This is a genomic window from Bacillus sonorensis NBRC 101234 = KCTC 13918 (genome assembly GCF_001592005.1).
GTDB lineage: Bacteria > Bacillota > Bacilli > Bacillales > Bacillaceae > Bacillus > Bacillus sonorensis.
The window spans coordinates 1-1,418 of sequence record NZ_BCVZ01000052.1 but is presented as its reverse complement, the minus strand read 5'-3'; the positions used below and the strand labels follow the sequence as shown (position 1 = coordinate 1,418).

Annotated in this window: 1 protein-coding gene and 1 pseudogene; both read right to left on the bottom strand. The window is 32.7% G+C overall.

From position 1 onward, the window contains the following. Positions 1–263 precede the first annotated feature (263 nt). A complete protein-coding gene (locus BTR1S_RS21430) occupies positions 264–875 on the bottom strand; it encodes a pentapeptide repeat-containing protein (protein WP_051397539.1) in 612 nt (203 codons plus the stop codon). Positions 876–886: 11 nt separating this feature from the next. Beyond that, positions 887–1,418 (bottom strand): annotated as a pseudogene (locus tag BTR1S_RS22930) (hypothetical protein); the annotation flags it as partial.

Below are 1,418 nucleotides of genomic sequence, written 5' to 3'. Positions count from 1 at the left end.
TTAACGATTAATAATCAAATATTTTTGTTTTTTGAAATACAGAGATTTTCCCTGTAGCGGATTGGCAATTAAACGTTGCAAAAAAGTATAAAAAAACGCATGGAGGCCTCTTTTTCCATGCGTTTTTAATGATATTATACGGAAAAATACATCCATATTAACTTTTCAATCCAAATTCTTCTCCATCAAGGTATTTCAGATTATTTACAGCTACCTAAATCCCATCAAATGAATAAATTCTACTTTTAACTCTTTTAAATTTTTTAATTTGATAGTGATTGAGATTTCATCTTTAGCCATTCCTTAGCCTTTAATCCTTCTAGAATTATTGGTCTCTCAGAAGTTCCAATATTAATAGTTTTAATAACAGCTTCATCCAGACCCTTTAATCCCGAAAGATCTGCTCCATTTAATATTGTTCCTTTAAAAGAAGAAGAACTGACATTTGCTTCTCGAAGTATTGCATTTTGAAAATTAGTATCATAAAAAGTACAGGCCATTAAATTTGCATTTGTTAAGTTTGCATTACTAAATATAGCCTCAGAACAATCTGCTTTAGCAAATCGTGCATTTTCAACATTAGCTCCAGAAAAGTCTGCATATGATAAGTCTGCTTTATAAAAATCAGCCTGTATTAAATTTGCAGATTTAAAAATTGAAGAACACAGAACTGATAAATGAAAGTCTTTTTTTTGCAAGTTCAGGTTACTAAATATACATTCTGTAATATATGCTTGATCCAATGTATAATTTGTTAAATCTATGTTCCGCAAATCAATCTCATCTATTCCTAATTTTCTTCCTTGTTTACCGATTGTTTTCACCCATAATTGGTGTAATTCCAACTGTTCAATTATTTTATTATTAATTTCCATTGGAGCCCTCCTCAATCAGGATACCAAAGAATTCTACTATAAAAACCAGCATCTTTTATTGCTTTTTCTAGTTGATCTATATGTTCGGGTACTAACTTTCTTTTATCAATTATTACATTATGTCCGCGATCAAATTCTTTTTCAATTTTATTCATAGCCTTATTTACCGTAAAGGCACCTTTTTTTGGAGAGGTATGTCCGTTTGGATATGATTCAAAACTCTTCACATCCCACTTTATCCCTGTTTTTGTGTCAATAAACTCTGCTCCTTTATCGGCAGTTGGATCACGAACTATTCTCCCTAATTTACCTTTACCTTCTAAGTCCAAACCTATTTCTCTTTCTTTTATTCCTTGTTTCTCAATTCTACCGCCATGTGAAGGATCACCAGCCAAATCATCTAATTCTTTCTGAGTTCTCCCTCCAGTATAACCTTTAAACGTCTGGGCGCTACTTATCTTTCCACCAACCTTTTCGGACGCAATCTCCCGCTCAATCCGCTGAATCGACTCCTGTATCTTCGATTTCGAAGCTTGATGAGCA

What these genes read in the sequence shown, in the direction of transcription:
- BTR1S_RS21430 (WP_051397539.1), bottom strand. Translation starts at nt 875, where the DNA reads ATGGAAATTAATAATAAAATAATTGAACAGTTGGAATTACACCAATTA.